This is a genomic window from Erythrobacter sp. NFXS35, from assembly GCF_040148725.1.
Lineage (GTDB): Bacteria > Pseudomonadota > Alphaproteobacteria > Sphingomonadales > Sphingomonadaceae > Erythrobacter.
Genome location: NZ_JAGDEB010000001.1, coordinates 693,065 through 716,148 on the forward strand (window position 1 = coordinate 693,065; position 23,084 = coordinate 716,148).

Sequence of the window (23,084 nt, forward strand, 5' to 3'; positions counted from 1 at the left end):
AGTAACTGAATTATCCAAAAAGGATACACTGATTGAGCGACGGAATGCCTTCGGGATGAGTGATCGTCGGTCGCGACAAGAAATGGCCAGCTTGTCTCTGATTACGAATGCTCCGAACAGGCCCCAGCCCGAATGGCAGCATCTTGCACCGAGGCAGGGAAAAACCGCCGTCTCGCCGCAAAGGCAGGACGGCAGGTCTTACCTCAGGCTCACCACATTATCGGTCGCTTCGCGCACGCGGGTGCCGTTGAACAGACTCATCATCGGCTCGTCCGCCACGGTGACCACCTGCGCTGCGCCATAGCCGTTGAAGCCTGTTTTCATCGCGGCGCCGTAGGCTCCGATCATCCCGATTTCGATGTAGTCGCCGGCCTGAATATCGGCGGGCAGCACGAACGGGCCCTTCATGTAATCGGCATCGTCGCAGGTCGGGCCGTAAAAGGCGAAGTCGGCGTCATCCTCGATCAGGTCGTCTTCCAGCGCGCGCACGGGGAAACGCCACGCGACGTGCGCGGCATCGTAGAGCGCGCCGTAAGCGCCGTCATTGATGTAGAGTTCTTCGCCGCGGCGCTTGTTCACCTGCACGATCATCGAGCTGTATTCCGCGCTCAGCGCGCGGCCGGGTTCGCACCACAGCTCGGCGTTGTAGGCGATCGGCAGGGCTTCGAAGTGGCGGGCGATGATCGCGAAGTAATCTTCCATCGGCGGCGGTTCGAGGCCGGGATAGGCGCTGGGGAAGCCTCCGCCCACGTCGATCATGTCGATCACCACCGAAGCTTCGGCAATCGCGGCGCGGGTGCGGTCCATCGCCTGCACGAAGGCGAACGGGGTCATCGCCTGGCTGCCGACGTGGAAGCACACGCCCAGCCAGTCGCAATGCTGGCGGGCCTGCTGCAACAGCTGCGGCGCTTCGATCAGGTCGCAGCCAAACTTGCTGGCCAGCGAAAGCTCCGAATATTCGCTCGACACGCGCAACCGCACGCACAGGCGCAGGTCGCGCGGGGCCTCGCCGGTTTCGCGGTTGCGGCATGCGTTGACGATCTTCTCCAGCTCCTCGACCGAATCGAGGCTGAAGGTCTTCACGCCGTGATCGAAATAGGCCTCGGCAATCGCCGCCGGGGTCTTCACCGGGTGCATGAAGCACAGCACCGCCTGCGGCAGAATGCCGCGCACCAGCCGCACCTCGGCAATCGAGGCGACATCGTAATGGGTGACGCCCGCATCCCACAGCACCGCGATCAGATCGGGCGCGGGGTTGGCCTTGACCGCATAGAGCACCTTGCCGGGAAACTTCTCGACAAAGAAACGGGCGGCTCGCCGCGCGGCGTGCGGGCGATTGAGAATGACGGGTTCGTCCGGAACGAGGTCGCGGACTACAGCCTGTGCGTTGGGATAGATGTGCAACTCAAGGGACCCCCGAAACGGTTTGTGAAAACCATAAAACGACAAGCTGCCTTGCGGTTAGGAAGTCCCCTTGGGGCAGCGGGAACGGGGCAAATAGGGCTTGGGGGCCGAATTGCAATCGAAAAATCGGTCTGCGACCGTGCGGGTGCTGCTTTTTGAAAAAAGGCCATGCCCCAATAACGGAGCATGGCCTGAAAGTTCCGGGTTTTTATGTTCCGCTGCGTTCAGAACGCGATCTGCGGCACCTGGTCGACGGTGCCCTTTTCGCTGTCGTCGAGCCGGTTGAAGTCCGCCTCGCCAAATCCGAGCAAGCCGGCGAACAGCACGGCCGGGAAGGATTCGCGCGCCGAATTGAACCGCGCGACTGCGGCGTTCAGCGCGCGGCGGGCGGCAGCCAGCTTGTCCTCGACATCGCCGAGATCGTTCTGCAGCGACTGGAAGTTGGCCGAAGCCTTGAGATCGGGATAGGCCTCGCCCAGCGCCAGCAGGTTATCGAGCGCCACGCGCAGCTTCTGCTCGCTGCCGGAAGTCGGCCCGCCCTTGGTGGCAGCATTGCGGGCCGCGATCACGGCTTCGAGCGTGCCGGCTTCGTGCCCGGCATAGCCCTTCACCGCTTCGACCAGATTGGGGATCAGATCATGCCGCTGACGCAGCTGCGCATCGATATCCGCCACGCCCTGATTCACGTTCTGCCGCAGGCGGACGAGATTATTGTAAATGCCGATCAACAGCAGCACGAGAGCCACCGCGATGACTAGCACCGCCGAAGTCCAGAACCAGCCGAAAATATCAACCATGACGCAACAACTCCTTTTCTTGCGCGCAAGTATAACGCCCAATTGTTAAGGGATTGCAGACAAGATCGAGCTATAGCGTTCGGCATGCGTGCGAATGTCAATCATCTGATGCAGGGCCAATTGGGCGAGTGGCTGGAATCCCAGTCTCACATGCGCGCCAAGGCTAAGGAAAAGGCGGTGAACCGCTGGACCTGGGGTGCGGCGCTGCTGATGCCCGTGCTGGCCTTCGTGTGGTTTGGGCCCGAATCCCTCGGGGGGCTGCGCAGCTACGCAACCATCGGCGCGGCAATCGGCGTGGGCGTGTGGGGCTATCAGCCGATTGCGGAGGCGAAAAAGCAGATCAAGATTGGGATCAACTCCGCAATCGCACGCAGTCTCGGCGTGTCGTATGACCATGATGTCGAACCGGGCGCCGAGTTCGAAGCAGCCAAGCGTTACGGTCTGGTCGGCTCGTATGAACGGTCGAGCTTCGAGGATCGCTGGCATGGCACGCTCGAAGGACACGGTTTCAATCTTTACGAGGCCCATCTGGAGGAGCGCCGAGGATCGGGCAAGAACCGCCGCTGGGTGACGGTGTTTCGCGGGGTCATCATCCAGATGGCGTTCGGCCGGCCGTTCCGTTCGACCACTCTGCTGCAGCGCGCAGGCAAGCACAAGAAGTGGCTCGGGCTGGGCGCGGCCAAGGACAGCGTCAGCTTCGACGGACACAGGCTGGATTTTGTCGATCAGGTGCATCCCGATTTCGACGATGTGTTCGCGTTGTACAGTGATGATCAGGTGGAAGCGCGGGTGCTGGTGCATCCCTCCTATCTGGAACACCTGCTGCGGCTGGAAAGCGCCTTTGGAGCGAAGGAAATGCGTGCGCTGTTCAGCCTCGGCGCGGTGATCCTTGCGGTCGAAGGCAAAAACATGTTCGAAAGCGGCTCGATGGATGCAAGCCAGGACCGCATGCGCGCCGAGGAAACCGCCGAACAGTTCGCCGCGCTGGCGAGCCTTGCGCTGGCGATCAACCAGACCGAACGCGGGCGGGCCATAGGCGCGGCGCGGATGCCCGAGCCTGACAATCCCCGCCCCTTGCAAGGCGACGTGACTGCCGCTCCTGTCATTGCCCGCCCCGCTGGCGGGTTCGGGCGCAAGGGGATCTAGACGCTGGGGGGCTGCGCATTCTCTGCCTCCCCCGCAGCAACCGGGTAGGCTTCGCCGGTCAGGCTGAGCAACACCTCCACATTGGCGCGCAGGTTGGCCATCGTCACCCCCTGATCGAGCACGACATAGCGCGTGAAGCCCAGCGACTTCTGCTCGAAATCGACCCAGATGTTGAGCGCGGCGAAATTGAGGTTGGCGTCGGCCACGGACGCATAGGTCGCCCCCGGCGGCAGATCGAACTGCGCCTGCATCAGCACGCCCTGACAGCCGGGCACGCCCTCCACATCGCAGGCGGTGCCAAGCAGGACATACCTGATCTGATCGGGGCTTTCAGCGAGGATCATCACCTCGCCGTCCTCGCCCACGCCCTCCTCCTGTTCGATCACCTGATGTCCGAGCGAGCCGACCACCGCCGCCAGATCGGCGGTGCCCACCGAGGCCTTCACATCCCCGGAGATATAGGTCTGCGCGCTGGCGGGCGCGGCGGCTGCGAGCGCGAGTGCGCCTGCCGCAATGATTGAAACGAACCTCATGATACCCCCTGCAATCACTGCCGGGAGCATCCCGCGTCAGCTCAAACGATCCCGGAAATCCTCGTAATCGAACCGCTTGATGCAGTCGAGAGCATCACTCTCGCTGTCCCACATCCAGATCGACGGCAGTTGCACGCCGTTGAAGGTGTTGGTCTTGACCATCGAATAATGCGCCTGATCGAGAAACGCGAACCGCGCGCCCGGTTCGGCAGGCACAGCCAGGCGGTAGTCGCCGATCACGTCGCCTGCGAGGCAGGACGGTCCGCCGAGCCGGATCGGGATCATGTCGGGATCGTCTATTTCGCCCAGCATCGCCGGGCGATAGGGCGCTTCGAGCACATCGGGCATGTGACAGGTGGCGCTGATATCGGTGATGCCGATGGGCACCTCGTTGAACATCGTGTCGAGCAGCGTGCCGACGAGGATGCCCGCATCGAGCGCCACTGCCTCGCCCGGTTCGAGGATGATCTGGCAACCGGTGTCTTCGGCAGCATCTTTGAGGAACTCGACCAGTTCCGCGCGCTGGTAATCGGCGCGGGTGATGTGGTGGCCGCCGCCCATGTTGATCCACTTCAATTGCCCGAAGAACGGCTCGATCACGTCGAACACGCGGTCCCAGGTGGCACGCAGCGGCTCAAAATCCTGTTCGCACAGGTTATGGAAGTGGATGCCCTCCACGCCCTCCATGTGTTCGTCGGTCAGCTGGTCGAGCGGGAAGCCGAGCCGCGATCCCGGCGCGCTGGGATCGTACTTGGCCACTTCCCCGGTGGCGACCTGCGGATTGATGCGCAGGCCGACGCTGACCGGCGCGCCGTTGGCCGCGGCATTGTCGAGGATCAGGCGAGCGCGCTGGTGCTGGAAGGGGGAATTGAAGATGACGTGGTCGGAGAGGCGGCAGATTTCCTCCAGTTCCTCGGGCTTGAAGGCGGCGGAGTAGGTCGCGATTTCGCCATCGTAGAACTCGGACGCGAGGCGCGCTTCCCACAGGCCGGAGGTGGAGACGCCGTCGAGATATTCGCCGATGATGGGCGCGGCCGACCACATGGAGAACGCCTTCAGCGCGGCGAACACCTTGATATCCGCGCCGTCCGCCGCCGCCGCATCGCGCACGTCGGCGAGCACGCGGCAGTTGGCGCGCAGCTTCGCCGCATCGACGACGAAAGCGGGGCTATCGACACGCGACAGATCGAAATAGGCAAAGGCGCCCGGATCACCGGCTTTGGTCTGCATGGCTACTTGTCCGATTTCGCAGGTATCTGAAAACGCACCACGCGGCCCGCAGGAACGTCGGCGACATAGATATGCCCGTCCGGCCCGATCGCAAGATCATGGCCAAGGCTGGCACCATCGCCCGGCAGGCCGATGTCGAAGGCGCGCTCGATCGCTCCGTCGGCAGCATAGATGCGCAGGATCGCGCCGTTGCGGTCGGCGCCGTCGCGGCCCTCCAGCGCCAGCAACCGCCCGTCGCCCAGCGGCTTCATGGCGTAGGTGTGGTTGCCCGCCGGCGAGACGCGGCTTTCGATCAGCGTGCCGCTGTGATCGTGAATCTGGATGCGCGCATTCTCGCGGTCGGCGACATAGATGCGGGCATCATCCACGGCGACCGCGTGAGCAATGGCAAAATCGCCCCAGTCGCGAATGAAGCCGCCGTCGCGGTCGAACTCGGCGACGCGGGTGTTGACGTAGCCATCGGCCACCAGCACGCGCCCATCCGTTCCGGCACCCAGAAAGGCGACATCGGCGGGGCGGCCGAAATGGCTGGCATCCTGTGCGGTGAGGCCGCGCGTGCCGATCGCCAGTTCTTGGCGGCCATCGGCGCTGAAGCGGAACACCTGTTCGTGCGCCACATCGGTGATCCACACCTTGCCATCTGGGTCGATGGAGAGGCCATGCGGCATGATGAACTGCCCTGCCCCCCACTGCGCGAGCAGCGTGCCGTCGGGCGCGAACTTGAACACGGTCGGCTCGGCGATGGGAGCAGTCGGAAACGGCTCCTCCCACACCCGCCCGGCGCGGTGGAGGACGTAGATATTGCCGTTGGCATCGAGATCGACCGCGCTGACATTGCCAAACGGCGCGTCCGCCGGGATGGCGGGCCAACCGGTATCGACGGCAAGCGTGGGCACGTCTTCGCGCGGGGCTGCTTCGCTGCAGGCCGTCGATGCCAGCAGGGTTAGCGCGGGAACCAGAAGCCCCGCCTTTTTCGATCTCGACATCTAAACCCCCTCCAATGCCGCTTCGAATGCCTCGGCGGAATCGGCACTGAAACAGACCAGCGCAATGAATTCAAAGCTCCCCGGACGGGCGCGGACCTCGTCGGCAATAGTCGCGACCGCCACACCGGCTGCCGCAGCCACAGGATAGCCGTAAATGCCGGTCGAAATTGCGGGAAAGCCGATCGTCCTTGCGCCGATCTCGCAGGCGCGGGTGAGCGACTCCCGGTAGCAGCTTGCCAGCAATTCGGGTTCGCCGTTCGAACCGCCGCGCCAGACGGGGCCGACCGTGTGGATGATGTGACGCGCCGGCAACCGATAACCCCTGGTGACCTTGGCCTGTCCCGTCTTGCACCCGCCGAGCAGGCGGCACTCGTGCACCAGTTCCGGTCCGGCCGCACGGTGGATAGCGCCGTCCACCCCGCCCCCGCCCAGCAACGACGAATTGGCGGCGTTGACGATGGCGTCGTAGTCAAGGGTCACGATGTTGCCGGTGACTACCTCGATCGTGGTGGTGCCGAGCTGCAAGGCCTCAGAACCCGACCGGCCCGTCCATCTCCTCGACCGTCCACGGCAGGCCGTGTGCGTTGAGCATATCCATGAACGGATCGGGGTCCAGCTGTTCGATATTGAACACGCCCTCGCCGCGCCAATGCCCTTGCACCATCATTGCTGCGCCGATCATCGCGGGCACCCCGGTGGTGTACGAAACCGCCTGATTGCCGGTTTCCTCATAGGCCGCTTCGTGGCTGCAGATATTCTTGATGTAGAACGTCTTCTCGCCGCTGCCATCCAGCGCCTCACCGGTCGCGATCACGCCGATATTGGTGTTGCCCTTGGTGGTCTCACCCAGTGATTCCGGCTTGGGCAGCACCGCGGCGAGGAATTGCAGCGGGATGATGTCCTTGCCCTGATACTTGACCGGCTCGATCGAAGTCATTCCGACATTCTGCAGCACGGTGAGGTGGGTGATGTACTGATCGCCAAAGGTCATCCAGAACCGGGCGCGCTCCAGTTCGGGGACGAACCTGGCGAGGCTTTCCAGCTCCTCATGATACATCAGGTAGGCGTTCTTTTTGCCGACCGCTTCGAAATCGAACTCGGTCCTGATCTGCATCGCCGGGGTCTCGACCCACTCGCCACCTTCCCAGTGGCGCGCCGGGGCGGTCACTTCGCGGATGTTGATTTCCGGGTTGAAGTTGGTGGCGAAATGCTGGCCATGGTCGCCGCCGTTGCAATCGAGAATATCGAGCTGGCGGATGGTCTTCAGCTTGTGCTTCTTGAGCCACATGGTGAAGACGCTGGTCACACCCGGATCGAAGCCGCTCCCCAGCAGCGCCATCAGGCCAGCGTCCTTGTAACGGTCGTGATAGGCCCACTGCCAGTGGTACTCGAACTTGGCCTCGTCCTTGGGCTCGTAATTGGCGGTGTCGAGGTAATCGACGCCCGCTTCGAGGCAGGCATCCATGATCGGCAGATCCTGATAGGGCAGCGCCAGATTGACCACCAGGCCCGCGCCGGTCTTGCGGATCAGGTTGACCATCGCCGGGACTTCCTCGGCGTCGATTTCGTAGGTGGCAACGTCGCGCCCGCAGCGTTCCTTGACGCTCGCGGCGATGGCATCGCATTTTGATTTGGTGCGGCTGGCGAGATGGATTTCGGGGAAGATATCCGGATTGAACGCCATCTTGTGGACGCAGACCGAACTGACCCCGCCAGCACCAATGACAAGAACCGTTCTGGATTTTGCTGCCGACATTTCAGGAACCTTTCGTAATGCGAATCTTGCGCTGCGCTTAGTCTAACGCAGCCCACGGGACAAATGATCCGCATTTCCTACAGGGGCGTGATGCGCAAGGATGCGCCGATGCGTTACCACGTCCGCCCTGCCCCGCTATCCCCGCCGTCCTGACAGGCTTTGCGCGGGGACAGGTTTTCTGCTTCATGACAGTGTCTCATGTGTCTCCAACAGACAGGTCTGTCGCCCCGTGAATGAACGAATCCCCACATCCCGAGGCGTGATCGCCGCTGCAAAGGCCGTCGCCGACATCCTGCCGCCCTCCCCGCTGTTGCCGGTCGAGCTCAATGGCGTGCAGGCGTGGGTGAAGGCCGATAACCTGCAGCCCATCGGCGCGTTCAAGATCAGGGGGGCATGGTGGCGGCTGGTGAACCTGACGGAAGCGGAGCGCGCAGGCGGCGTGGTCGCAGTGTCATCGGGCAACCATGCGCAAGGCGTGGCGTGGGCGGCAAAGCGGCTGGGAATTCGCGCGGCTATCGTCATGCCGCGCGATGCGCCGCAGGTGAAGCTGGCGAACACCAAAGCGCTCGGGGCCGAGGTGGTGCTGTACGAACGGCCAGGTGAGGATCGTGACGAGGTCGCCGCGCGGCTGATTGCGGAGCGTGGCGGAACGCTTGTCCACGCTTTCGGCGATCCGTGGGTGATCGAAGGGCAAGGCAGCGCCGCGATTGAAGCCACTGCGCAGCTTGGCCGCGCGCCGAGCCGGATCATCGCTTGCTGCGGCGGCGGCGGGCTGGCTGCGGGCCTCGGACTGGGCGCACCGGAAAGCGCTATCCACCCGGTCGAGCCGGTCGGCTGGGACATGGTGGGCCAATCGCTTGCAGCCGGGAGGATTATCCACGCCGCTCCCGATGCGCCGAAGACTATCTGCGATGCGCTGCAACCCAATGCGACCAAGCCGCTCAACCTCGGATTGTTACAGGGACGCTCTGAACCGGGTGTCGCCGTGACCGATGCCGAAGTGCGCACTGCCCAGCGGTTCGCCTTTGCCAACCTGCGGCTGGTGGTCGAACCCGGCGGCGCGGCGGCGCTGGCGGCGGCGTTGGCGGGCAAGGTGCCGGTGGATGGCGATACCGTCATCATGCTGACCGGCGGCAATGCCGATCCGGCCGCCTATGCCGCGATGCTGGCCGAAGCATGATTGTGGAAAGCGTCACATAGCCGACACGCAAGGGCCATATGGCCGCAGCCTGACGTTACGTAAAGGACAGGGGTCGCATGGCAACTCAGGCAAAGCGGATTATCGAGGATGCGGTAATCCGCAGGGACACGGGGCTTGGCGACAAGCTGCTCGACAAGGCGTTCGCGCTGGCGTTCAAGGGGCTCGTCTATGCCCAGATCTGGGAAGACCCGGTGGTAGATATGGAAGGGCTGGCCATCACGCCCGACAGCCGCCTGATGTGCATCGCCAGCGGCAGTTGCAACGCCCTTTCCTACCTGACAGCGAACCCGGAAAGCGTAACCGCAGTCGATCTCAACCACGCGCATGTTGCGCTGGGCAAGCTCAAGATCGCGGCGATTCGCCACCTGCCCAATTACGAACGCTTCCACCGCTTCTTCGCGCACGCCGATCACAAGGAGAACGCGGCGGTCTATCGCGAGATGATCGCCCCGCATCTCGACCCGGAAAGCCGCGCCTATTGGGAAAAGCGCGACATCCGCGGGCGCAAGCGCATCTCGTACTTCACGCGCGGCATTTACCGGAAGGGATTGCTCGGCAATTTCATCGGTTTGGCGCACGTCTTTGCCAGGCTTTACAAGATCGATCTGGGCAAGGTGCTCGAAGCGCAGACGCTGGAGGAACAGCGCGAGGTGTTCGAACGGGAACTCGCCCCGGTGTTCGAGAAGAAGTTCATCCGCTGGCTGACCGATCAGCCCGCCTCGCTGTTCGGCCTCGGCATTCCGCCCGCGCAGTTCGATCATCTCGCCGGTGACGAACGCATGGCCGAGGTGCTGCGGCGCCGGCTGGAGAAACTCGCCTGCGATTTCGAGGTGAAGGACAACTACTTCGCCTGGCAGGCCTTCGGGCGCGGTTACAGCCGGGCCGAGGGCGCGCCGCTGCCGCCCTATCTGCAGCGCGCCAACTGGGAGGCGATGAAGGAGCGGGTGGACCGGCTGGATGTGACGCGCGCCAACATGGTGGGTTGGATCGGTGCGCGCGAGGAGGCGAGCATGGACCGCTTCGTGCTGCTTGATGCGCAGGACTGGATGAACAATGCGCAGCTCGACGATTTGTGGAGCAAGATCACCCGCGCCAGCCGCCCCGGCGCGCGCGTGCTGTTCCGCACTGCTGCCGAGCCGAGCCTGCTACCGGGCCGGCTGGATGACGCGATCTTCGGCAAGTGGAGCTACCTCGAGGAAGTGTCCGCCGATTGCACCCGCCGTGATCGTTCGTCGATCTATGGCGGCGTCCACGTGTACGAGCGGGCGTGATGGCTTCCGCCCCCCGCCCCAACCACGCCGCATTGATGGACGAGATCTATCGCGGGCAGCGGCATATCTATGATTTTACCCGCAAATACTACCTGTTCGGGCGGGATACGCTGATCGCGGGGCTGGATGCGCAGCCGGGAATGCGGGTGCTGGAAATCGCCTGCGGGACGGGCCGCAACCTTGCCAAGATCGGCAAGGCGTGGCCGGGGGTAAAGTTGTACGGCCTCGATATCTCGACCGAAATGCTCAAGAACGCGCGCGCAACCCTGGGGGCCGAGGCGCGGCTGGTAGAAGGCGATGCCTGCGCCTTCGATGCGCCCGCGCTGCTGGGAGAGCCCGCGTTCGAACGCGTGGTGCTGTCCTATTCGCTATCGATGATCCCCGACTGGGAAGGTGCCTTTGCGCACGCAGCGCGCCATCTTGGCCCCGGCGGCGAATTGCACGTGGTCGATTTCGGCGACCTCGGCGGTCTGCCCGGACCGCTGCGGCGGCTGCTGCACGCTTGGCTGGCAAAATTCCACGTCGCCGCACGCAACACCCTTCCGCAGGTCGCAGCGCGGCTGGCGAGCGAGCACGGCTTGACGCTGACGAGCAAACGCGGCGGGCTGGGCTATTTCCAGTTGCACGTGCTGCGGGCGGGTTAGATGGAGGTCGAGAACATCCACAGCGCCATGGCGATCATCATCAGGTTCTCGGTCAGCGACACGAAGCCCAGCGGCACATTGCTGTCACCGCCAACGCAGGCGCATTTCAGCTCGCGCCGGTCGATATAGACCGCCTTGAACACCGATACCGCGCCGATGCTGCCGATGAACAGCGCGACCGGGATCGACACCCAATGCAGCACGCCTGCCACCATCAGCACCCCGGCGAGCCCCTCAGCGAAGGGATAGATGGTCGCGTAAGGCACCCAGCGCTGCGCCAGCAGATCGTAATTGAGGAACATCGTGGCGAACCGCTCGACATTCTGGAGCTTCAGCAGCGCCAGCACGCACATGCTGAAGGCGATGAACCATTCGGCCACGCGGATGGTCAGCACCTCGCCATCGGCAGCGATGCCGGTCGCCATCGCCATCAGCGCGGTCATGGCGAACAGCGCGGCGACAGGGCGATAGCTGGCGGCCTTGGGGTCTGCCACGGGCATTCCGAAGTGGCGGCGCAGATCGTCATAGCCGCCGATCCGCGTCCCGCCGATGAAGGTCTGCGGCGTGGTGGCGACATCGTGCCGCTGCTTGAACGCGTCGGTCTCGGCGCGGGAGGTGAGGTGATGATCCTCGACCGCATATCCCTTCTGCCGCAGCAGGTGCCTTGCCTTGAGCCCGTAGGGGCAGATGTGATCGCCCATCACCATGCGGTGCAGGGCAGCGGTCTTCTCTGGCGCGGTCATGCGGTCATTCCTTGTGGCCTGTTGTCGCCCCCGATACAGGCTTCCTACCATAGCACGGTTTGCGCGGCGAAATCGCCAATCGGCTGATAATGCGCGCCGCACGGGAGCAAATGATGCAGGCCTGCGCGGCGGGACGGGACGGCATGCGCGGCGCGGGATGAGGGGTTTGCCGCGCGCAGGCGTATGCATGGGAAGACAGGAGGCAGGTGATGGATATCGATGATCGCGTGTTGCTGCTGGGGGCTGCCGCCGTACACCCGGACCTTGTAAAGATCGACGGAGCGGCGATCGCCGACCGGGCCTTGCGCGAACAGCGTGAAACACGGCTGGCAACCGGGCTCGCCTTGGTCGCCGCGTTGGGTGTCGGGCTGGTCAGCGGCATCGCGCCGGGGCGCGAGGAAGGCAGCGCGGCCATGCCCTTCGGTCCGCCGGTCGCTTTGACCCCTCTGATTGCACTGAGCCGCGGATGAGCCTGCGCCGGATCGCCGTGATCGCACTGATCGCGTTCCTTGCGGCAGGCGCAGGCGTGTTCGCCGCACGGATGTTCGATCCCGCCCTGCCCGATAGTGGTGCGGCACTTCATGCCTTCATGCATGACGAGCTTGATCTGGATCCCGCGCAGGAACAGCAGCTTGAGGTGCTGGAAGCCGACTTCGCCAGGCGCCGCGCCACGCTTGAAGCGCGGCTAAAGGCCGATAATGCCCGCCTTGCCGAAGCGATCGCTGCCGAGCATGTCTATGGCCCGCGCGTATCGGAAGCGGTCGATGCCACGCACCACTCGATGGGCGCGGTGCAGAAAGCAACGTTGGAACACGTTTTCGCCATGCGGGCGATCCTGAGGCCCGATCAGCAACCGCGGTTCGATGCGGTGGTCGACAAGGCGCTCACAGCTCCAGCCCGGTGAGCCCCCCGGACGAAGACGCTGCGCTCGTCACTCGCGCGCTGGCCGGTGACGCTCAGGCGCAGCGGGCGTTGGTGGAGCGGCACCGCGACGCAATCTATCGGCTCGCCCGCAGCGCCACCGGCGACGCGGACGAAGCCCTGGACATCGTGCAGGAAACCTTCCTTTCCGCCTTCGACGCGCTGAAGCGATATGATCCGGCCCGGCCACTGCGATCGTGGCTTGCGACGATCGCACTGAACAAGGCGCGCGACTGGATGCGACGCCAGAAGGTGCGGCGATTCCTGAAGCTGGCGGTGCCCGAAAACGCGGCCGACTGGATCCGCGACGATGCGCCTCTGCCGGATGAGGTGGCACAGCAGCGCGATGCGCTTGCCGCAACGGCGCTTGCGGTTGCCGCCCTGCCCGCCAATCTCAAGGACGTGCTGCTGCTCCGCACATTGGAAGAGATGAGTCAGTCAGAGACAGCGCTTGCGCTGGGCATCACCGAAAAGGCGGTGGAAACCCGGCTTTATCGTGCGCGGCAGAAACTTGGCGCTGTTCTCAGGGATGATCCGATTGCCCGCGTATAGTTTTGCATGACCCCTATTCACTTGTCCCGCCGCCACATGATGATGGGTGCAGGCGCCGCGTCGGCGCTCGCCGCCATGCCTGCCTGGGCGCAAGGCCACAGCGTTCACCACCAACGCGGCGGCGCACCAATTAAGGTCGGATTCGACGAAGTCAGCGGCGAAGTAATCGACCTGTCGGTGGGCCACGGCCCGCGCATGGTGCAGGGCAGCAAGGGACACGGTATCGCGGTGAACGGCTCGGTGCCCGGCCCGCTGGTGCGGCTGAAGGAAGGGCAGAACGTCCGCCTCAACGTCACCAACCATCTCGCCGAGGACACCTCGATCCACTGGCACGGTCTGCTGCTGCCGTTCCATATGGACGGGGTGCCAGGAATCAGCTTTCCTGGAATCCTGCCGGGCCAGACCTTCGCCTACGAATTCCCTGTGCGGCAAGCGGGGACATACTGGTATCACAGCCATTCCGGTTTGCAGGAACAGCAGGGCCATTACGGCCCGCTGATCATCGACCCGGCGGGCGATGAACCGGCGGATTACGACCGCGACTACATCCTGCTTCTGAGCGAGTTTACCCCGCACCACCCGCACTTCATCATGGATCGCTTGCGCAAAGGCGAAGGCTATTTCAACTACCAGCAGACCAGCTGGGCCGATGATTACCCGCTCACCGCAGAAGACCGCCGGATGTGGGCCGAGATGCGGATGCCTGCGACCGATATCGCCGATGTGACGGGTTCCACCTACACCTATCTCGCCAATGGCCGCGGACCGAAGGAGGGGCTGGAATATCTGTTCAAACCCGGCGAGCGCGTGCGGCTGCGTGTCATCAACGGCTCGGCGATGACCTTCTTCAACCTGCGCATCCCCGGCCTGCCGATGACGGTAATTGCCGCCGACGGCCAGAACGTGCGCCCGGTCGAGGTCGACGAATTGCAGATCGGCACGGCCGAAATCTACGACGTGATCATCGAGCCGGGCGCGGCGGAGGCCTATACTATCGTTGCGGAAAGCATGGACCGTTCGGGCATGGCTCTGGCGACGCTGGCAAGCCGTCCGGGCGCGCGTGCGCCGATCCCGCCGCTACGCGATCCGCCGCTGCTCGACATGGGCGATATGGGGATGAACCATGGCGATGTCGGGGGCGATATGGGTGCTGGGCATTCCATGGACGGTATGTCCATGCGCGATACCTTGCTGCTACCGCCCGACGTGAAGGTCGGGCCCGGGATCGACATGGTCTCGATGGCCCCGGTCGACAAGCTGGGCGATCCCGGCATCGGCCTGCGCGATGTCGATCACCGCGTTCTCAACTACCGGATGCTCACCGCGCTGGAGCCGAACCGCGACACCCGCGCACCCTCGCGCCTGCTCGAACTCCACCTCACCGGCAACATGGAACGCTATATGTGGTCGTTCGACGGCCAGATGTATTCCGCTGTCAGCGACGTGCCGATCCGCTTTGCCTGGAACGAGCGCGTCCGGGTCAAGCTCGTCAACAACACCATGATGGCGCACCCGATCCACCTGCACGGCATGTTCTTCGAACTGGTCAACGGCCAGACGTCCGCCCACCAGCCGCGCAAGAACGTTGTGATCGTGCAGCCGGGCGCGAGCGCGCAGTTCGATCTCACCGCCAACGAGCCGGGCGACTGGGCGTTTCACTGCCACCTGCTCTACCACATGCATGGCGGGATGATGCAAACCGTGACGGTCATGGGCCCGGAGGGCGGCCAGTGAGGGCTGTGCTTTCGGTCGCGCTGATGCTGGCGGCATCACCGCTGACGGCGCAGGATCACGACCCGCATCGGCATCATGCGCCGCCTGCGCCGCAGGACGAGCAAGCCGGACATGACATGGCCGGGCACGACATGGCCGAACCGGAAAAGCCCGCCTCGCGTACTTCGATCTCTCCCGGCCCGACGATGGAAACTCCGCCCCCGCCCGACGCTGGCAGCGGCCCGCCGCGCGCTGCCGATGCGATCTGGGGCGCTGACGCCATGCAGGCCTCACGTGAGGATCTGCGCCGCACGCACGGCGATTTCCCGGTATTCTGGTTGCAAGGGGACCGGCTGGAAGCACAGGTGCGCGAGGGCGACAACCTCTACCTGTGGGACATCCAAGGCTATTACGGCGGCCCGACCGAGCGACTGTGGTTCAAGAGCGAAGGCGAAGGCGCATTCGGTGAGAACCCCGAGGACGCCGAGGTGCAGGCGCTCTACGCCAAGGCGTTTGCGCCGTTCTGGGACGTGCAGGCGGGCATCCGCCATGACATTGCCGGGCCAGACACCACCCATGCGGTGATCGGGGTGCAGGGCATCGCGCCCTATATGTTCGAAGTCGACACCGCCCTGTTCATCTCGCATCGCGGAGACATTACCGCACGCGTCGAAGCCGAAATCGACCAGCGCATCACCCAGCGCCTGATCCTGCAGCCGCGCGTCGAAGCGAACCTTTCCGCGCAGGATGTTCCCGACCTCGGCATCGGCGCCGGGATTGACGAAATCGAGGTCGGCGCGCGGCTGCGTTACGAAATCGCGCGCGAATTCGCGCCCTATATCGGCCTCGAACAGGCGTGGCGCACCGGACGCAGCGCCACCCTAGCAAGGGCGCGCGGCGAAGACCCTTCCACCACCAGCCTTGTTGCCGGCATCCGGTTCTGGTTCTGAAACAAAGAAGGAGACACCATGCGTATCACTGCGTTTTTTGCCGCTCTGGCCCTTTCGGCGGGCGTCCCCTCCGCGCTGCTCGCCCATGTCGAGCTGACAGCGTCGACTCCGGCTGCCGGGACACAGGCGAAGGCTCCGCGCAAGATCGCGCTGACCTTCAGCCAGCCGGTCGTTGCTTCAACTGCCGCCGCCAGCATCGTCATGACGGCGATGCCCGGCATGGCAAACCACGGCGAAATGGTGATCCGCAATTTCACCGCCAGTTGGTCGGATGACGGCCAGATCATGACCCTGATATTGCGCAAGCCCCTGCCCGCAGGCACTTACGAAGTGCGCTGGCAGGCCGCCGCCGCCGACGGCCATTCAATGAGCGGCGCTGTCGGCTTTGACGTGGGTTGATGGCTGCTGCCACCGCTTGGGTTCTCCAACCGAGATAGGTTGCATTTGACAATCCTTCGCGCCTCTCGCAGGTAAGCGGGGGACGCAATCGACAGGGGACCAATCGATGCAAGCGCAAATGCTCGCGCCCGCCGCCGTGCTGGTGGTGTGGACGCTCATCGTCATGTTCTGGATCATTCCGTCGCGGTTCGGTGCGGTTGCAAAGCTATCCGACAAATCCGGGCTGACCAAAAAGGGAATGCGCGGCAATGATCTGGAAGGGTTGATCCCCGATAAGGCCAATTGGCCAGCGCATAACCACACGCATCTGCACGAACAGCCGACGCTGTTCTATGCGACCGTGCTGATCCTTGCCGTGATGGGCCCGGACGCGATCGATGTGGTACTGGCGTGGGTCTATGTCGCCCTGCGGATCGTGCATTCGCTGTGGCAGAACCTCGTCAACACCATACCGGTGCGCTTCACTCTGTTTCTCGCGAGCACAATTGCACTGATCGTACTGGCGTTGCGCGCGGTCATCGCGACGCTGCTGGCAGACCCTTCCGCGCTTCCCGCATAAGGACACAATCATGATCGGAATGGATATCCTGCAACCCGTCGTCGTGCTGCTGGCGTGGACGATGGTGATGTGGCTGTGGATGTATGCCACCCGCATCCCGGCGATGAACAAGGCCGGGATCGACGCCAAGAACCTCGTCGGCGGTGAAGGGGCAAGCCTGCGGGCCAAGCTGCCCGACAATGTCAGCTGGAAGGCAGACAATTACAACCACCTGCACGAGGCACCTACGCTGTTCTATGCCGTCGCGATCGTGCTGGCGATCATCGGACAGGGCGACGGGTTCAACACCATGCTCGCCTGGGCTTATGTGGGGTTGCGGGTCGCGCACAGCCTTGTGCAGGCAACGATCAATCGGGTGATCATCCGGTTTGCGCTCTACGCTCTGTCATCGCTGGTGCTGATGGCGCTGATCCTGCACGCGGCCATTGCAGTGTTCTAGCAACGCCCGAAGCGGCGGATCACTCCGCCGCTTCGGCCTGTTCGGCAACCGCGCTGTGGGCGCGCGCGGCAAGGAAACGCTCGCCGTCAAGCGCAGCCATGCAGCCCATTCCCGCAGCCGTTACCGCCTGCCGGTAGACATGGTCGGTCACGTCACCGGCCGCGAACACGCCGGGGATCACTGTCTTGGGCGTGCCGGGTTCGGTCAGCAGATAACCGCTATCATCCATCGGCAGCTTGCCCTTGAACAATTCGGTCGCGGGCGCGTGGCCGATGGCGACAAACGCGCCGTCGACCTCGATGGTCGATGCCTCGCCCGTTGCCGTATCTGTCAGTGCGAGATGGTGGAGCATTCCGTTCTCGCCCGCCTCGAAGCTTTCGACCGCCTTGTTCCACAGCACCGTGATCTTGGGATTGTTGAACAGCCGTTCCTGCAGGATCTTCTCGGCCCGGAGGCTGTCGCGGCGGTGGATCAGGGTGACGTCATCGGAATGGTTGGTGAGGTACAGCGCCTCTTCCACGGCCGTGTTCCCGCCACCGATCACCGCCACCTTCTTGCCGCGATAGAAAAACCCGTCGCAGGTGGCGCAGGCCGAAACGCCCTTGCCGCCAAGCTCCATCTCGCCCGGAGCGCCCAGCCATTTCGCCTGCGCGCCGGTGCAGATCACCAGAGTCTCGCCGATATATTCATCGCCGCTGTCGCCGATGGCGCGGAACGGCGGGCCGCTTTCCAGATCGACCGAGACGATGGTGTCCCAGATCATCCGCGTGCCGACATGTTCGGCCTGCGCCTGCATCTCCTGCATCAGCCACGGGCCCTGCACCACATCGCGGTAACCGGGGTAATTCTCGACATCCGTGGTGATGGTCAGTTGCCCGCCGGGCTGGAGGCCCTGCACTACAATTGGCTCCAGCATCGCGCGCGCGGCGTAAATCGCAGCGGAATAGCCTGCCGGGCCGGAGCCGATGATCAGCATCTTGGTGTGATGGGTGGCCATGATGAAGCGCCTCTGTTGAATGTCAGGCCAGGGATATGGGGCGCAGCATCGCGATTGTCACGCCACCAGCCGCGCTCGCAGGCGTTCTTTCCTTGCCTCGTCCACACCTAATGTTGTGGCCAGATAGGCGTCAAGCGAGCCGTGATCGCGGGTCACCTCGGCAAAGTAGGTCTCGATATAGTCGGGCAGCACCCCCATCAGGTTGTGCAGTGCCTCGGGCTCGATCGCGCCATAATGCTCCTGCATCCGGGGAAGCGACTGGCGTTCCAGCACATGGCGCGAGGGCGCATCATTGGTGCGCAGAAATTCAGCCACCACGTCGTCGCGATGGGCGCCGAGCACGTGCAGCAGCAGGCTCGCCGCGATCCCGGTGCGATCCTTGCCGGCAAAGCAGTGGACAAGGCTGCCGCCTTCGCGGGTCTCCAGCGCGGCGAAGTAGCGGGTGAACATCGCGATCATCGCGGGGTTCACCGGCATCCGCGTATAGACCGCCAGCATTCGCTCGCGCGCCTTCTGCGGCGTCATGACCAGCCGCCCGCCCCCGCCTTCATGCGGCGGCGAATTGCTGGTCTCACCTTCATACGCGATGACTTCGGCGGCGAAGCGCGGGTGGCGGCGGCAGGGGAAGCCTTCCCGCTCGCTTGCTCCGCGCAAGTCGATGATGGTGCGGATGTCGAGCCGGTCGAGCGTTTCCAGGTCCGCGTCGCTCGCCTCCATATGCTGGCCCGAACGGAACAGCACGCCGGTGCGCACCCGCGCCCCGCCCGGCACGGCATACCCGCCATAATCGCGCAGGTTGTGAATGCCTTCGGTCGGCAGGAAGGGGCCGATGGCAGGGATTTCGGCAGCGGTGCAGGAAGTATCGCGAATCATCGTCAGCGACACTGACAGGGCCGCACCACCAGGGCAAGGCGGCGGCAGCGCCCATGCTCTAGGGGGAAATGCTGAGGGCCGCGCCAAGTCGGCCTTGAGCGCAATATGGTTAAGCGGGAAGCCGAATTTAAACTAACGAAAGCTCTTTGCTGTGGCCCGGATCCTGATTGCAGACGATGACGAGCTTGTCGCCGAACTGGCGAGCGAGGTGTTGATAGATGCCGGTCACGCCTGCGGTTGGGTTACAAGCGCCGAGGCGGCGTGGGACTGCGCGCGCCATAAGCGTCCCGATATCCTGCTGCTCGATCAGAACATGCCGGGCGAGTCTGGCTTTACCCTGCTGCGTCGCGTGCGACAGTCAGCCCACCTTTACGACCTCCCGGTGATCATGTTCACTGCGATGAGCGGCGAAGCGGACGAGGCACAGGCGATCTACGCCGGGGCACAGGACTTCATCCGCAAGCCGTTCGATCCTGCACTGCTGGTGCGCCGCGTCAAACGGCTCATCACGCTGCGCGGCGACCGTCCGCGCCACATCGATCTGAGTACCGCGCTCGCGATCGATAGTGGCTTCGCCCCGCAACCCCGCGTGGAAATACGTCGCCGTGTCCTTTAGGCGCTCCCCTTTCAGGGGGTTAAGCGCCTCGATGTGAAAATCACAACGCAATTACCGCGTCGGACGCGGGATCAGCACTGGCGTGTCGCGGTAATAGGCCTGCCATGCCGGATCGTCGCCCCAGCGTTTGCGTGCGATTCCATCCAGCAGGTTGATCCCGCTCACCTTTGTCAGCAGCAGCGCGACGAACAGCGGCGATGCGACCACCAGCCAGTTCCAGCCGCCAAGCTGCGGCAACGCGATCACCAGAATGCCGGTCCACAGCGTGATCTCGCCGAAATAATTGGGGTGCTGCGACCATGCCCATAGCCCGGTCGTTATATAACGCCCACGATTGACGGGATCAGCCTTGAACCGGCGTTTCTGCTCGTCGGCGATCACTTCAAAGGCAAAGCCGATGACCCACAGCGCCGCGCCGACCCAGAAGAACACGCCGAGCGGCTGCGGGTCTGGCGCAGTAATGACGACCAGCGCCGCCGAGGCGGTGAAGATCACCCACACCGCCTGCAACGTCCAGGCGACCAGGAACCGCGGCGGGTTCACCTTGAACTTCTCGAACCGCACGTCGGTGCCACCTGCCGCATGGATGCGGCTGAACAGGAAGCTGCCCAGCCGGATCGTCCAGATCGCGACCATGCCCGCCACCACGCCGCTGCGCACATCGAGCGATCCATTGGCCTCGATCGCGGCGGCGCAAGCGAGCGCGATCACCGTCAGATAGGTGATTGCGCCTGTGGTGTCGTAGAAGCGGTCGCTTTGAAACAGCGCGGCCGGGATGAAGACCAGCCAGTTCACCAAGAAGGCGACGGCTGCGCACAGGAGCACGGCGGGAACACCCGAATAGACGATGCTCCCGCTGCCCGCGCCCCAGGCGAAGGCGAGCCCGATATTCGCCGCGATCACCGCGATGATCAGGCTGCGCCCTGCGTGTGCGAACGACACGCCCTTCTCCCCCACTGCCGCCATTTCGTCAGGCCAGCGCGATGTGGCGCTTCATGTGATGATCGACATTGCCGAATTCGGCATCGAAGATCGTCAGCCGCTTGAAGTAATGGCCGATGGCATATTCATCGGTCACGCCGTTGCCGCCGTGGATCTGCACCGCTTCCTGCCCGATCAGCCGTGCCGCCTGCCCGACACCGACCTTGGCGGCAGAAACCGCGCGCTTGCGCTCGGTCTCGGACGCGCCGAGCCGCAGGGTGGCGAGATAGGTCAGCGAGACCGATTGTTCGTAGGCAGTGTACATGTCGACCATGCGGTGCTGCAGCACCTGAAACTTTCCGATCGGCACGCCGAACTGCTTGCGCTGGCGTGAATATTCAACCGTCATCGCGTGGGCGACCTTCATCGCTCCGCAGGCCTCGGCACACAGTGCGGCGATGGCTTCGTCGGTGACCAGTTCGATCAGCGCCAGCCCTTCGCCTTCCGCGCCGATCAGCGCTTCGGCAGGAACCGAGACATTCTCGAAATAGACTTCCGCAGCGCGGCGGCCATCGACCGTTTCGTAATCGCGGGTTACGATGCCTGCGCTGTCCTTGGCGACCACGAACACCGAGACGCCGTCGCGATCCCGCCGCTCGCCGCCGGTGCGGGCGGTAACGATCAGGTGGGTTGCCCAAGGCGCGCCGATCACGACCGCCTTGTGGCCGTTCAGCACATAGCCGCTGCCGTCCTTCTTGGCGGTGGTTTCCAGATCAGCATAATCGAACCGCCCGCGCGGTTCGGCATAGGCGAACGCGAAGACGCTGCTGCCCGCAACGATGCCGCCGATGTGCTCTTCCTTTTGCGCCGCGGTGCCGCCGTGCTTCAGAAAGCCGCCCGCGCAGACCACGGTCGGCAGGAAAGGCTCGACCACCAGACCCTTGCCGAATTCTTCCATGATCACCATCGCATCGACCGCGCCGCCGCCAAAGCCGCCATCGGCTTCGGAAAACGGCATGCCGAGGATGCCGAGTTCGGCCAGCTGCGCCCACACCTCGGGCCGCCATCCGGCGTCGCTGGCAATGGCCTTGCGCCGCGTTTCCCAGTCGTACTGTTCACGCACCATGCGCGACAGGCCGTCGCGCACCATGTCCTGTTCTTCGGTGAAATTGAAGTCCACGTAATCTCTCCCGTCGCTCGGGCCTTACAGGCCGAGGATCATCTTGGTGATGATGTTGCGCTGAATTTCGTTCGACCCGCCATAGATCGAGGTCTTGCGCATGTTAAAATAGGTCGCCGCCGCGTGGTGGGCATAATCGGGGCCGACCGGATACTGGTTGGACCCGGCATCGCCCGGCACATTCGCGATATTGCCGTACAGCGGCGCACCATAGGTGCCGACCGCCTCCAGCGTCAGCTCGGTCAGGCGCTGCTGGATTTCGGTGCCCTTGATCTTGAGGATCGAGCTTTCCGGCCCCGGACCTTTGCCGGCCTGCTCGCCAGCCAGCGTGCGCAATTCAGTAATTTCCAACGCGGCAAGGTCAATTTCGAGCTGGCTCACCTTGCGGGCGAAATCGAAATCCTTGATCAGCGGCGCGCCGTCCAGCGTCTCGTTGGCGGCGATCTCGCGCAGCTTTTCCACGCCGCGCTTCGACCGGGCGACCCCGGCAATGCCGCTGCGTTCGTGGGCGAGCAGGAACTTGGCATAGGTCCAGCCCTTGTTCTCCTGCCCCACGAGGTTCTCTACCGGCACGCGCACATCGGTCAGCCAGGTTTCGTTGACCTCGTATCCGCCGTCGAGCAGCTTGATCGGCTTCACTTCCACGCCGGGTGTCTTCATGTCGATCAGGATAAAGCTGATGCCTTCCTGCGCCTTGGCAGAAGGATCGGTGCGGCACAGGAAAAAGCCCCAATCGGCATGCTGCGCCAGCGTAGTCCAGGTCTTCTGGCCGTTGATGATGTAGTGCTCGCCATCGCGCACAGCGGTGGTTTTGAGGCTGGCGAGGTCGGAGCCTGCGCCCGGTTCCGAATAGCCCTGACACCACCACACATCGCCGCTGACGATGCCGGGCAGGTGCCGCGCCTTCTGTTCTGCATTGCCGAAGGTGTAGATCACCGGGCCGACCATCGAAACGCCGAATGGCAGCGGCATCACGGTGCTGGCGCGGGCGTTTTCTTCCGACCAGATATAACGCTGGGTCGGCGTCCAGTCGGTGCCGCCATATTCGACCGGCCATGCGGGAACCGACCAGCCCTTTTTGCCAAGGATCTTGTGCCACGCGAGGAAGTCCTCACGCTCCATGTCCTCGCGCATCCCGAAATCAGCCAGGTGCTTGGGGTAATTCTCGGCGATGAAGGTGCGGACCTCGTCGCGGAACGCCTGCTCTTCCGGGGTGAATTCGAGATTCATGATCCTCGTCTCCTGAATGGGTC

The 23,084-nt window shown here is 63.8% G+C and carries 26 protein-coding genes; 13 read left to right on the forward strand and 13 right to left on the reverse strand.

The annotated features are described in order from the left end of the window. Positions 1–198: 198 nt before the first annotated feature. The gene (locus J3454_RS03375) at positions 199–1,404 is read right to left on the reverse strand and encodes a type III PLP-dependent enzyme (RefSeq protein WP_349512338.1); all 1,206 of its coding nucleotides are present in this window, start codon (positions 1,402–1,404) and stop codon (positions 199–201) included. A 224-nt stretch (positions 1,405–1,628) separates the two neighbouring features. Beyond that, positions 1,629–2,201: a LemA family protein gene (locus J3454_RS03380; protein ID WP_349512339.1), complete on the reverse strand. Its 573-nt coding sequence runs from the start codon at positions 2,199–2,201 to the stop codon at positions 1,629–1,631. An 84-nt stretch (positions 2,202–2,285) separates the two neighbouring features. Between J3454_RS03380 and J3454_RS03385 the strand changes: the two genes are divergently transcribed. Next, positions 2,286–3,347, forward strand: coding sequence for a DUF3137 domain-containing protein (locus J3454_RS03385; protein WP_349512340.1), 1,062 nt, complete (start codon positions 2,286–2,288; stop codon positions 3,345–3,347). Here the strand turns inward: J3454_RS03385 and J3454_RS03390 are convergent. From J3454_RS03390 to J3454_RS03410, 5 genes are read right to left on the reverse strand one after another with little or no spacing between them, the layout of a single operon-like run. Then, complete coding sequence (locus tag J3454_RS03390; protein WP_349512341.1) at positions 3,344–3,880, reverse strand: type III secretion system chaperone family protein; 537 nt, start codon at positions 3,878–3,880, stop codon at positions 3,344–3,346. The two genes, J3454_RS03385 and J3454_RS03390, sit on opposite strands and share 4 nt — an antisense overlap. Before the next feature lie 36 nt (positions 3,881–3,916). Further along, on the reverse strand, positions 3,917–5,110 hold the full coding sequence (locus J3454_RS03395; protein WP_349512342.1) for a carboxynorspermidine decarboxylase: 1,194 nt from the start codon (positions 5,108–5,110) through the stop codon (positions 3,917–3,919). Between the two features lie 2 nt (positions 5,111–5,112). Continuing rightward, positions 5,113–6,096: a peptidyl-alpha-hydroxyglycine alpha-amidating lyase family protein gene (locus tag J3454_RS03400; RefSeq protein WP_349512343.1), complete on the reverse strand. Its 984-nt coding sequence runs from the start codon at positions 6,094–6,096 to the stop codon at positions 5,113–5,115. Next, positions 6,097–6,621 carry an O-acetyl-ADP-ribose deacetylase gene (locus tag J3454_RS03405; RefSeq protein ID WP_349512344.1) on the reverse strand — a complete coding sequence of 175 codons (525 nt, stop codon included), beginning with the start codon at positions 6,619–6,621 and terminating at the stop codon, positions 6,097–6,099. A 4-nt stretch (positions 6,622–6,625) separates the two neighbouring features. Further along, positions 6,626–7,852, reverse strand: coding sequence for a saccharopine dehydrogenase family protein (locus J3454_RS03410; RefSeq protein ID WP_349512345.1), 1,227 nt, complete (start codon positions 7,850–7,852; stop codon positions 6,626–6,628). A 229-nt stretch (positions 7,853–8,081) separates the two neighbouring features. On the opposite strand from J3454_RS03410, the gene J3454_RS03415 reads away from it, so the two are divergent. The 3 genes from J3454_RS03415 to J3454_RS03425 all read left to right on the forward strand — a co-directional run bounded on the left by J3454_RS03415 (position 8,082) and on the right by J3454_RS03425 (position 10,968). Next, positions 8,082–9,032 carry a threonine ammonia-lyase gene (locus tag J3454_RS03415; RefSeq protein WP_349512346.1) on the forward strand — a complete coding sequence of 317 codons (951 nt, stop codon included), beginning with the start codon at positions 8,082–8,084 and terminating at the stop codon, positions 9,030–9,032. A gap of 77 nt (positions 9,033–9,109) precedes the next feature. Then, positions 9,110–10,324, forward strand: a complete 1,215-nt coding sequence (locus tag J3454_RS03420) for a BtaA family protein (protein ID WP_349512347.1) — start codon at positions 9,110–9,112, stop codon at positions 10,322–10,324. Beyond that, complete coding sequence (locus J3454_RS03425; protein ID WP_349512348.1) at positions 10,324–10,968, forward strand: class I SAM-dependent methyltransferase; 645 nt, start codon at positions 10,324–10,326, stop codon at positions 10,966–10,968. The genes J3454_RS03420 and J3454_RS03425 overlap by 1 nt, the downstream gene beginning before the upstream one ends. On the opposite strand, the gene J3454_RS03430 is transcribed toward J3454_RS03425, so the two are convergent. Continuing rightward, positions 10,965–11,711, reverse strand: a complete 747-nt coding sequence (locus J3454_RS03430; protein ID WP_349512349.1) for a MauE/DoxX family redox-associated membrane protein — start codon at positions 11,709–11,711, stop codon at positions 10,965–10,967. The two genes, J3454_RS03425 and J3454_RS03430, sit on opposite strands and share 4 nt — an antisense overlap. Positions 11,712–11,920: 209 nt before the next feature. On the opposite strand from J3454_RS03430, the gene J3454_RS03435 reads away from it, so the two are divergent. The 8 genes from J3454_RS03435 (at position 11,921) to J3454_RS03470 (ending at position 17,244) form a co-directional block, all read left to right on the forward strand. Beyond that, positions 11,921–12,181, forward strand: a complete 261-nt coding sequence (locus J3454_RS03435) for a hypothetical protein (RefSeq protein ID WP_349512350.1) — start codon at positions 11,921–11,923, stop codon at positions 12,179–12,181. Continuing rightward, positions 12,178–12,615 (forward strand): Spy/CpxP family protein refolding chaperone, encoded by a 438-nt coding sequence (locus J3454_RS03440; RefSeq protein ID WP_349512351.1) that lies wholly within the window; start codon positions 12,178–12,180, stop codon positions 12,613–12,615. The genes J3454_RS03435 and J3454_RS03440 overlap by 4 nt, the downstream gene beginning before the upstream one ends. Then, positions 12,612–13,184 carry an RNA polymerase sigma factor gene (locus J3454_RS03445; RefSeq protein WP_349512352.1) on the forward strand — a complete coding sequence of 191 codons (573 nt, stop codon included), beginning with the start codon at positions 12,612–12,614 and terminating at the stop codon, positions 13,182–13,184. The genes J3454_RS03440 and J3454_RS03445 overlap by 4 nt, the downstream gene beginning before the upstream one ends. A gap of 6 nt (positions 13,185–13,190) precedes the next feature. Then, positions 13,191–14,918, forward strand: coding sequence for a copper resistance system multicopper oxidase (locus tag J3454_RS03450; RefSeq protein WP_349512353.1), 1,728 nt, complete (start codon positions 13,191–13,193; stop codon positions 14,916–14,918). Next, positions 14,915–15,847 (forward strand): copper resistance protein B, encoded by a 933-nt coding sequence (locus tag J3454_RS03455; protein WP_349512354.1) that lies wholly within the window; start codon positions 14,915–14,917, stop codon positions 15,845–15,847. The genes J3454_RS03450 and J3454_RS03455 overlap by 4 nt, the downstream gene beginning before the upstream one ends. Before the next feature lie 18 nt (positions 15,848–15,865). Then, on the forward strand, positions 15,866–16,246 hold the full coding sequence (locus J3454_RS03460) for a copper resistance protein CopC (protein ID WP_349512355.1): 381 nt from the start codon (positions 15,866–15,868) through the stop codon (positions 16,244–16,246). A 106-nt stretch (positions 16,247–16,352) separates the two neighbouring features. Continuing rightward, positions 16,353–16,805, forward strand: coding sequence for an MAPEG family protein (locus J3454_RS03465; protein WP_349512356.1), 453 nt, complete (start codon positions 16,353–16,355; stop codon positions 16,803–16,805). Positions 16,806–16,815: 10 nt separating this feature from the next. Then, on the forward strand, positions 16,816–17,244 hold the full coding sequence (locus tag J3454_RS03470; protein ID WP_349512357.1) for an MAPEG family protein: 429 nt from the start codon (positions 16,816–16,818) through the stop codon (positions 17,242–17,244). Between the two features lie 19 nt (positions 17,245–17,263). Here J3454_RS03470 and trxB read toward each other — a convergent pair whose 3' ends face one another. Together trxB and J3454_RS03480 are read right to left on the reverse strand one after the other, a co-directional pair. Further along, entirely contained in the window at positions 17,264–18,241 is a 978-nt protein-coding gene (gene trxB, locus J3454_RS03475) for a thioredoxin-disulfide reductase (RefSeq protein ID WP_349512358.1), read from the reverse strand. Positions 18,242–18,298: 57 nt separating this feature from the next. Further along, positions 18,299–19,114 (reverse strand): tyrosine-protein phosphatase, encoded by an 816-nt coding sequence (locus tag J3454_RS03480; protein WP_349512359.1) that lies wholly within the window; start codon positions 19,112–19,114, stop codon positions 18,299–18,301. 151 nt (positions 19,115–19,265) lie between these two features. On the opposite strand from J3454_RS03480, the gene J3454_RS03485 reads away from it, so the two are divergent. After that, positions 19,266–19,730, forward strand: coding sequence for a response regulator (locus tag J3454_RS03485; RefSeq protein ID WP_349512360.1), 465 nt, complete (start codon positions 19,266–19,268; stop codon positions 19,728–19,730). Positions 19,731–19,781: 51 nt separating this feature from the next. Here J3454_RS03485 and J3454_RS03490 read toward each other — a convergent pair whose 3' ends face one another. From J3454_RS03490 to J3454_RS03500, 3 genes are read right to left on the reverse strand one after another with little or no spacing between them, the layout of a single operon-like run. Further along, entirely contained in the window at positions 19,782–20,672 is an 891-nt protein-coding gene (locus J3454_RS03490) for a DUF1295 domain-containing protein (RefSeq protein ID WP_349512361.1), read from the reverse strand. Positions 20,673–20,700: 28 nt separating this feature from the next. Further along, complete coding sequence (locus tag J3454_RS03495) at positions 20,701–21,831, reverse strand: acyl-CoA dehydrogenase family protein (RefSeq protein ID WP_349512362.1); 1,131 nt, start codon at positions 21,829–21,831, stop codon at positions 20,701–20,703. 24 nt (positions 21,832–21,855) lie between these two features. Next, entirely contained in the window at positions 21,856–23,061 is a 1,206-nt protein-coding gene (locus J3454_RS03500) for an acyl-CoA dehydrogenase family protein (RefSeq protein ID WP_349512363.1), read from the reverse strand. Between the last annotated feature and the right edge of the window lie 23 nt (positions 23,062–23,084).

Coding starts and splice junctions, on each gene's coding strand:
- J3454_RS03380 (WP_349512339.1), bottom strand. CDS start 2,201: ATGGTTGATATTTTCGGCTGGTTCTGGACTTCGGCGGTGCTAGTCATC.
- J3454_RS03385 (WP_349512340.1), top strand. CDS start 2,286: ATGCGTGCGAATGTCAATCATCTGATGCAGGGCCAATTGGGCGAGTGG.
- J3454_RS03390 (WP_349512341.1), bottom strand. CDS start 3,880: ATGAGGTTCGTTTCAATCATTGCGGCAGGCGCACTCGCGCTCGCAGCC.
- J3454_RS03395 (WP_349512342.1), bottom strand. CDS start 5,110: ATGCAGACCAAAGCCGGTGATCCGGGCGCCTTTGCCTATTTCGATCTG.
- J3454_RS03400 (WP_349512343.1), bottom strand. CDS start 6,096: ATGTCGAGATCGAAAAAGGCGGGGCTTCTGGTTCCCGCGCTAACCCTG.
- J3454_RS03410 (WP_349512345.1), bottom strand. CDS start 7,852: ATGTCGGCAGCAAAATCCAGAACGGTTCTTGTCATTGGTGCTGGCGGG.
- J3454_RS03420 (WP_349512347.1), top strand. CDS start 9,110: ATGGCAACTCAGGCAAAGCGGATTATCGAGGATGCGGTAATCCGCAGG.
- J3454_RS03425 (WP_349512348.1), top strand. CDS start 10,324: ATGGCTTCCGCCCCCCGCCCCAACCACGCCGCATTGATGGACGAGATC.
- J3454_RS03430 (WP_349512349.1), bottom strand. CDS start 11,711: ATGACCGCGCCAGAGAAGACCGCTGCCCTGCACCGCATGGTGATGGGC.
- J3454_RS03435 (WP_349512350.1), top strand. CDS start 11,921: ATGGATATCGATGATCGCGTGTTGCTGCTGGGGGCTGCCGCCGTACAC.
- J3454_RS03440 (WP_349512351.1), top strand. CDS start 12,178: ATGAGCCTGCGCCGGATCGCCGTGATCGCACTGATCGCGTTCCTTGCG.
- J3454_RS03450 (WP_349512353.1), top strand. CDS start 13,191: ATGACCCCTATTCACTTGTCCCGCCGCCACATGATGATGGGTGCAGGC.
- J3454_RS03460 (WP_349512355.1), top strand. CDS start 15,866: ATGCGTATCACTGCGTTTTTTGCCGCTCTGGCCCTTTCGGCGGGCGTC.
- J3454_RS03465 (WP_349512356.1), top strand. CDS start 16,353: ATGCAAGCGCAAATGCTCGCGCCCGCCGCCGTGCTGGTGGTGTGGACG.
- J3454_RS03470 (WP_349512357.1), top strand. CDS start 16,816: ATGATCGGAATGGATATCCTGCAACCCGTCGTCGTGCTGCTGGCGTGG.
- trxB (WP_349512358.1), bottom strand. CDS start 18,241: ATGGCCACCCATCACACCAAGATGCTGATCATCGGCTCCGGCCCGGCA.
- J3454_RS03480 (WP_349512359.1), bottom strand. CDS start 19,114: ATGATTCGCGATACTTCCTGCACCGCTGCCGAAATCCCTGCCATCGGC.
- J3454_RS03500 (WP_349512363.1), bottom strand. CDS start 23,061: ATGAATCTCGAATTCACCCCGGAAGAGCAGGCGTTCCGCGACGAGGTC.